We start from the raw sequence: 6,792 nt of genomic DNA on the forward strand, positions 1-6,792 counted from the left end.
GCCTTGCGCAAGGCCGATAGACCCCACCCCACTACGACTAGGCAGCAAGCTGCCAAGTCTGCGTTGCCCCTCCCCTGAAGGGGAGGGGCTAAATTGCCGCAACGTCAGCTCACCACCCCAAAGCCGTCATCCGCCACTAACCGGCTCCCGCTTCCACCACACGTCTTGCGCTCACCCCCCACGCCCTTACAAGCAGCCCAAATATATCCAGATCCCAAGGGGGAGCCCGCCGCATGACCGACAGCCTGTTTCGCCGCAAACCGATCGTGCCGGAACGGCAGGAGGGGGAGCAGGCACTGGCGCGAACGCTGGGCTGGCCGCATCTGATCGCACTCGGCGTCGGCGCGATCGTCGGCACGGGAATCCTGACGCTGATCGGCGTCGGCGCCGACAAGGCGGGGCCGGCGGTCATCCTTTCCTTCGCCATCGCCGGGCTGATCTGCGCCTGCGCCGCGCTCGCCTATGCCGAAATGGCGACGATGATTCCCGCCTCGGGCAGCGCCTATACCTATAGCTATGTCGTGATCGGCGAACTCATCGCATGGATCGTCGGGTGGAGCCTGATCCTAGAATATTCGCTCGTCGTCAGCGCGGTCGCGGTCGGCTGGTCGGGCTATGCCGCGCCGCTGCTCCAGGCGTGGGCGGGCTTTCCGATGGCGTTGATGCAAGGGCCGGAGCTTGGCGGCATCGTCAACCTGCCGGCGATCGCGATTATCGCGGTGGTCGCGGGACTGCTGCTCGTCGGCACGCGCGAGAGCGCGACGCTCAACGCGCTGCTCGTGCTGGTCAAGATCGCCGCGCTTGTCGTGTTCGTCGCGGTCGCATTGCCCGCGTTCGACGCCGCCAATCTCGAACCGTTCAGCCCCTATGGTTTCGCGAAGCATATGGGCCCCGACGGCGTCGAGCGCGGCGTGATGGCGGCGGCGGCGATCATCTTTTTCGCTTTCTACGGCTTCGACGCGATCGCGACCGCGGCCGAGGAAGCGAAGAATCCCGATCGCGACCTCAAGATCGGCATCGTTGGCTCGATGATCGCCTGCGTCGCCATCTATATCGCCGTCGCGGTCGCCGCGGTGGGCGCGATCACCTATACGCGCTTCGCCAACAGCCCCGAACCGCTCGCGCTGATCCTGCGCGAACTCGGCAGTCCGCTCGCCGCGCAATATCTCGCTGGCTCGGCGGTCATCGCGCTGCCGACCGTGATCCTCGCCTTCTTCTATGGGCAGAGCCGCATCTTCTTCACCATGGCGCGCGACGGCTTGCTGCCTGCGGGCCTTGCGAAGCTTTCTGCGCGGGGCACGCCCGTACGCATCACCATCTTCACCGCGATCGTCGTCGCGGTGCTCGCGGGCTTCATTCCGCTCGGCGAACTTGCCGCGCTCGCCAACGCCGGAACGCTCGCCGCCTTCACCGCGGTGTCGGTGTGCATGCTGATCATGCGCCGCCGCGCGCCCGACGCACCGCGCACCTTCCGCGCGCCGCTGCCATGGGTGGTCGGCGGCATCGCCGTACTCGGCTGCATCTATCTCTTCTTCAGCCTGCCGGTGCAGACGCAGCTCTGGTTCGCCCTATGGAATATCGGAGGCCTCGGCGTCTATTTCCTCTACGCGCACCGAAATGCGGTGGTGGGCTAGCGGCATCCGTCGCCCCCGCCTTCCCGGGGGCGACGACTTTTAGTCGAACAATTCGCTGAGGAAGCTCTTCTTGTAATTCTTCTTGTACGGCTTGCCATAATGGCGGTCGTCATAGCCACGCTCGCGATATTCGGGCTGCGGCGGGGGAGGGGCCGACGCGCGCGGGGCGGGGGCGCTCGTTGCTTCGCTGCGCTCGATGATCTTGTCGAGTTCGCCGCGATCGAGCCACACGCCGCGGCATTGCGGGCAATAATCGATCTCGATCCCCTGCCGTTCCGACATCGTCAAATTCACGCGGCAGGTCGGGCAAAGCAGGCCTTGGGGCTCGGGCACGGATATTCCTTTCTTTGTAACGGCGCCAACGGGGGCGGCGCTGGTCCAACGTGCCATCGCGGGCTTGCGTTCCGCAAGGGCGCAAGGCCCGCTCCGGCCAGGGTGGCGGAGCGGGCCGGGTTTCAGGCGGGTTTCCAGTCGAACGCCAGCGGGGCTTCGCGAAAGGCGAAGCGGTCGAGGTGGCGTGCGACGACGCCCGTCATCGCTTCGGCGTGCGCGTCGCTGCTCGCGTCGATACGGACCGACAGCGTGTCGATGCCCGCATCGAAGGTGACGAGCGCATCGCCCGTCCAGGTGGCGCCGCGCGCATCCTTGGGGAAGGTAACGGTGCCATGCTCGGGCGTGAACTCGACCGCCAAATTGTGTTGCCAATGCTTGCACAACTGCTGCAGATATTTGCTCGCGTGGGCGGTCGGGACTTGGGCGATCAAGCCAAAAGAGGACGGCGTCATCACAGACGCTCGATCTTCTGCGCCGCCTCGTCGATCAGGGCGACGATCTCGTGCAGCGTCGCTTCTTGGAGGTCGCGCTCGCCCAGCCGGTTCATCAGCACGGCCTTCAGATTGCCCATCGCGCGGCGGACCGAGGCGCTGTCGGTGCGCTGGCGTTCCTCACCGATTTCGGTCAGGCGTGCGATCAGCCGTTCGGCGAGTGCGACGTTGGCCTCGATCTCGGTGCGCCCGGCGTCGGTGATCGCGAACAGCTTCTTCGCGCCTTCGCTCTGCAGCGCCTCGATCAGTCCCATGTCGTCGAGCAGGGTGAGGGTGGGATAGATCACGCCGGGGCTCGGCGCATAGGCGCCTCCGGTCAGCTCCTCGATCTGGCGGATCAGGTCATAGCCGTGGCGCGGCTCGTCGGCGATCAGCTTGAGCAGCACGAGTCGCAGCTCGCCGCTGTCGAACACCCGCCGGCGCCGTGCGCCGCCATCGTCGTCATGGCCGTGGCGCCCGCCAAAGCCGCGACCACTGAAACCGCGACCGCCACGGTGCATACCGTGGCGCATCGCGCGGATGGCATGGCGCTCTTCGCACCCGTGCCGGTTCATTCCATGTCGCATCTTAAACTCCTTCGTACGATTAGATGTATCTAAGATATATCTTATATTAGTTTTGACAAGAGGCCGGATTGTCTTTGGTATTAAGAATTAGTCAGCGGTTGATGCGGTTCGCGGGCGGCGTGAAAGCCCCGTCGGCAGCAGCCTTCAATATTTTGCGGAATGTCGGGCACTCCATATGGCTTGGCGCGCGGCATGCGGCCGCATGGCGAAGCCCGTCGCGCATCGCCACGAGGCGGCGGATCGTGCGATCGATGTCGTCGGCCTTCGTCGCAAGCGTGGCACGGTCGATCCTGGGTGCGCCCTCGGGCGTAAACATGCCCGCCATCTCGTCGAGCGAAAAACCGGCGGCGCGGCCAAGCGCGATCAGCGCGAGCCGATCGAGAATCGCGGGATCGAACAGGCGCCGCAGCCCGCGCCTGCCGATCGAGGCGATCAAGCCTTTTTCCTCATAATAGCGTAGCGTTGATGCCGGAACTCCAGAGCGTCGGGCAACTTCGGCAATGTCCAGTGCAGTCATGCTTGACCTCAAGTCGACTTGAAGTGGCAGAATGGCGGGATCGATTCGCCAAGACAAGGAAAAGATCATCATGACCGACGTGAAAATCGCCCCCATCGACCAGCCCGCGCTCTGGAACGGGCCTGCGGGAGAAACATGGGTAGCGAAACAGCAGATGCTCGACGCTTTGTTCGCGCCGGTCGCCGATTATCTGGCCGATGCGGTCGCCGCGGCGAGCCCGCACCGCCTGCTCGACATCGGTTGTGGAACCGGCGCGACCGCGCTCGCGGCTGCGCCGTGGCTTGGCGTCGGAGGGGATGTTCTGGGTGTCGACATTTCCGCCCCGATGATCGCCCGGGCGCGAGCGCGCGGGGCCGTCGAAGGACTGCCGGTGCGCTTCGAGGAGGGGGACGCCGAGATATATGATTTTCCTGCCGCAGCGTTCGACATGGCGATTTCCCGCTTCGGAGTGATGTTCTTTTCAGACAGCGTCGCCGCTTTCGCAAACATCCGCGCAGCAATGGTCCCGAAGGGGCTGCTCCAGGCGATCGCGTGGCGCAGCCCACGGGAGAACGACTTTATGACCGCCTCCTGGCGTGCCGCAGAGTCTTTTCTGCCGGCGATGCCGGCGCCCGATCCGGATGCGCCGGGGCAGTTTGCCTTTGCCAGCGATGAGCGCGTCCTGGGGCTTTTGTGGGATGCCGGATGGTCGGACATCGTGATCGAACCCATCGATTTTGCTTGCACCCTACCGACGTCTGCGCTTGCCGACTATGTCGCCAAGATGGGACCGCTCGGGCTGTTTCTGGCGCAGTCCGATCCGGCAGAACGGGCTGCGATAGTGGCGAAGGTGCTGCCGGCGTTCGATCGCTATATCGACGGTGACACGGTGCATGTCCGTGCCGCCTGCTGGTCGATCCGCGCGCGCGCCTGAGCCGCGGAGGATCCAAGGAAAGCTTGACTCTACACGCGCCGCCGCTATGAGCGCGGCCGTGTTGTCGCGGTTTCGGCCGTGACAGCTCCGTCCGAGACAGTTGGTGAAGGGAATATGCCCTTCTTAATTTCCAGCCGAGACGGGGAACAGTCTTATTCGGTCGCCCGCTTGGCACGCCCAGGTGACGCGGCTTGACCGACCCCATCGGACATCGTTGCGTGAAGGACAGGCGAGCTTTGGCTCGCATGGCTTTTGCGTGTGTTAGCGGCCCGGCCGCGCACGCTTTTGTCTTTGGGCAGGGGCGCATGTGCATCCGGGCATGAGTGGAGAAACAGGCATGGATCGTGCTGAAAAGGCCGAAGCCGTATCCTCGCTGAACGCTACGCTGTCGAATGCCGCCTCGGTTGTGATTGTTCGCAACCTGGGTCTTACCGTCGCCCAGTCGACGGTGCTTCGCGAGCAGATGCGGACCGCGGGTGCAAGCTTCAAGGTCACGAAGAACCGCCTGGCCAAGATCGCGCTCGATGGCACCTCCTACACCGGTATCAGCGACCTGCTGACCGGCCCCACGGCAATCGCCGCTTCGACCGATCCGGTCGCGGCTGCGAAGATCGCGGTGGAATTTGCCAAGACCAACGACAAGCTTGAAATCGTTGGTGGTGGCATGGGGGATGTGGTCCTCGACGTGAATGGCGTGAAGGCGCTTGCATCGCTGCCGTCGCTCGACGAACTGCGTGGCAAGCTTGTCGGCCTGCTCCAGGCTCCGGCCACCAAGGTCGCCCAGATTGCGGCAGCCCCGGCCGGTCAGCTGGCGCGGGTCTTTGGTGCCTATGGCGCCAAGGAAGCGGCATAAACCGACCGGCTCGCCGGTCGCCCCGGACTCGATCCGGGGTCCAAAGCGTAAACGTAACAATTCACCGGGCTTTCCCGGTTCTGATGGAGAATGAAAATGGCTGATCTTGCAAAGATCGTTGAAGACCTTTCGGCGCTGACCGTTCTGGAAGCTGCCGAGCTTTCGAAGCTGCTCGAAGAAAAGTGGGGCGTTTCGGCCGCTGCTGCCGTTGCGGTTGCCGCTCCGGGTGGCGCGGGCGCCGCTGCTCCCGCCGCTGAAGAGAAGGACGAGTTCGACGTCATCCTGACCGGTGACGGCGGCCAGAAGATCAACGTGATCAAGGAAGTCCGTGCGATCACCGGCCTGGGCCTGGGCGAAGCCAAGGCGCTCGTCGAAGGCGCGCCGAAGGCCGTCAAGGAAGGCGCCAGCAAGGCGGAAGCCGAAGAGCTGAAGAAGAAGCTCGAAGCTGCCGGCGCGACCGTCGAACTGAAGTAATTCGGTTCGCGGTTCCGGCTGGTTCGCCGGCCGGTACCAGCGAAAAGAAAAGGGCGGTGCCGCGAGGCACCGCCCTTTTTCATCTGGCGCGGGATTTCCCGTCAGTTGCGGGCAAAGCCGGGACGGAGACCGGGGTTGCCACGGCCAGGCTCGGGACGGCGAACCTCCTGCTTTTGCTCCGGCGGGGTCGCCGGGCGCTGGGAGATTTCCCATGCGCTGACGGGCTTGCGCGTCATATCCTGCTGCTGGGCCAGCGTTTCGTCGTAAGCGGTGCGTTCCTGACGATCGAGGAAGCGCGCGCGCTTGAGACGCTTGCTGAGCGTCGCAAAGGGATTGTCGGGCGTCGGGCCCGCGAGCGCCATCGCTTCATGGCGACCCATGCTGCCGCTCGGCGCCGCAGCGAAGGCCGGGGTGGTGCGCGGCGCCTCGACGCGTTCGCGGGGAACATAGGCGGGGGTAATCCAGGCCTGCGCCTCGGCGGGCTGCGCTTCGGCCGTGACCGGCGTCGTAGCGATCGCCGGCTCATCATCATAAGCGCGGTCTGCAAACGCGCGCTCGTTGCGCCGACGGCGAGCAAAGGCCAGGCCGGCACCGCCAGCGATCAGCAGCGCGGCTGCACCGCCAGCGAACTCCCAGGGAAAATCGCTGCCGCCGGTGGTGGCGGTTTCGAAGGGCGGCGGCGGCGCGACCTCGGCCGCCGGTTCGGCAGCGGCGGTCATCGGCGCGGCGACGGGGGCGATGTCTTCCAAGGGCGCGGCATCGGCCGAAAGGGCCTCGGGGGCCGGCTCCGAAGCTACCGGAGCGGCGGCCGTCCGGGTGCGCGGCGCGGCGCGTTCGCTCTTGGGCTGGGCGGGCTCGGCCCGCTCGGCCGCCTTCGGCGCGGGAGCGGCTTCAGCCGGCTCGATTTCCAGCGGCACGCGGATCACCGGCTTCGGCGCCGGCGGCTGGGTGGCTGGGGGCTCTGCGGTTTGCGGCGCGGCAACCGGGGCCGGGGCGCCTGGTTCGAGGAGC

At 65.6% G+C, this 6,792-nt stretch carries 9 protein-coding genes; 4 read left to right on the top strand and 5 right to left on the bottom strand.

Features of this window, described 5'->3' with window-relative positions; genetic code table 11:
- The first annotated feature begins 233 nt into the window (after positions 1–233).
- Positions 234–1,634, top strand: a complete 1,401-nt coding sequence (locus FG95_RS17535; RefSeq protein WP_037557538.1) for an amino acid permease — start codon at positions 234–236, stop codon at positions 1,632–1,634.
- Positions 1,635–1,673: 39 nt separating this feature from the next.
- On the opposite strand, the gene FG95_RS17540 is transcribed toward FG95_RS17535, so the two are convergent.
- The 4 genes from FG95_RS17540 to FG95_RS17555 form a co-directional block, all read right to left on the bottom strand.
- Positions 1,674–1,916: a zf-TFIIB domain-containing protein gene (locus FG95_RS17540; RefSeq protein ID WP_235211612.1), complete on the bottom strand. Its 243-nt coding sequence runs from the start codon at positions 1,914–1,916 to the stop codon at positions 1,674–1,676.
- A gap of 173 nt (positions 1,917–2,089) precedes the next feature.
- Complete coding sequence (locus FG95_RS17545; RefSeq protein ID WP_037557539.1) at positions 2,090–2,419, bottom strand: DUF2218 domain-containing protein; 330 nt, start codon at positions 2,417–2,419, stop codon at positions 2,090–2,092.
- Positions 2,419–3,024, bottom strand: coding sequence for a PadR family transcriptional regulator (locus FG95_RS17550; RefSeq protein WP_443027709.1), 606 nt, complete (start codon positions 3,022–3,024; stop codon positions 2,419–2,421). Before FG95_RS17550 ends, FG95_RS17545 begins: the two co-directional genes overlap by 1 nt.
- A 91-nt stretch (positions 3,025–3,115) precedes the next feature.
- Positions 3,116–3,541 carry a helix-turn-helix domain-containing protein gene (locus tag FG95_RS17555; RefSeq protein WP_037557540.1) on the bottom strand — a complete coding sequence of 142 codons (426 nt, stop codon included), beginning with the start codon at positions 3,539–3,541 and terminating at the stop codon, positions 3,116–3,118.
- Between the two features lie 70 nt (positions 3,542–3,611).
- On the opposite strand from FG95_RS17555, the gene FG95_RS17560 reads away from it, so the two are divergent.
- From FG95_RS17560 to rplL, 3 genes are all read left to right on the top strand, one after another.
- Positions 3,612–4,454, top strand: a complete 843-nt coding sequence (locus FG95_RS17560; protein WP_037557544.1) for a class I SAM-dependent methyltransferase — start codon at positions 3,612–3,614, stop codon at positions 4,452–4,454.
- Positions 4,455–4,791: 337 nt separating this feature from the next.
- Positions 4,792–5,307 (top strand): 50S ribosomal protein L10, encoded by a 516-nt coding sequence (gene rplJ, locus FG95_RS17565; protein WP_037557541.1) that lies wholly within the window; start codon positions 4,792–4,794, stop codon positions 5,305–5,307.
- Positions 5,308–5,403: 96 nt separating this feature from the next.
- The gene (rplL, locus tag FG95_RS17570; RefSeq protein WP_037557545.1) at positions 5,404–5,781 is read left to right on the top strand and encodes a 50S ribosomal protein L7/L12; all 378 of its coding nucleotides are present in this window, start codon (positions 5,404–5,406) and stop codon (positions 5,779–5,781) included.
- 101 nt (positions 5,782–5,882) lie between these two features.
- Here the strand turns inward: rplL and FG95_RS17575 are convergent.
- A partial coding sequence (locus FG95_RS17575) for an LPXTG cell wall anchor domain-containing protein (protein ID WP_152567701.1) occupies positions 5,883–6,792 on the bottom strand: 910 nt, incomplete at its 5' end.

Origin of the sequence: Sphingopyxis sp. LC363, assembly GCF_000756385.1 — a bacterium.
Taxonomy (GTDB): Bacteria; Pseudomonadota; Alphaproteobacteria; order Sphingomonadales; family Sphingomonadaceae; genus Sphingopyxis.

Coding starts and splice junctions, on each gene's coding strand:
- FG95_RS17535 (WP_037557538.1), top strand. CDS start 234: ATGACCGACAGCCTGTTTCGCCGCAAACCGATCGTGCCGGAACGGCAG.
- FG95_RS17540 (WP_235211612.1), bottom strand. CDS start 1,916: ATGTCGGAACGGCAGGGGATCGAGATCGATTATTGCCCGCAATGCCGC.
- FG95_RS17545 (WP_037557539.1), bottom strand. CDS start 2,419: ATGACGCCGTCCTCTTTTGGCTTGATCGCCCAAGTCCCGACCGCCCAC.
- FG95_RS17550 (WP_443027709.1), bottom strand. CDS start 3,024: ATGCGACATGGAATGAACCGGCACGGGTGCGAAGAGCGCCATGCCATC.
- FG95_RS17555 (WP_037557540.1), bottom strand. CDS start 3,541: ATGACTGCACTGGACATTGCCGAAGTTGCCCGACGCTCTGGAGTTCCG.
- FG95_RS17560 (WP_037557544.1), top strand. CDS start 3,612: ATGACCGACGTGAAAATCGCCCCCATCGACCAGCCCGCGCTCTGGAAC.
- rplJ (WP_037557541.1), top strand. CDS start 4,792: ATGGATCGTGCTGAAAAGGCCGAAGCCGTATCCTCGCTGAACGCTACG.
- rplL (WP_037557545.1), top strand. CDS start 5,404: ATGGCTGATCTTGCAAAGATCGTTGAAGACCTTTCGGCGCTGACCGTT.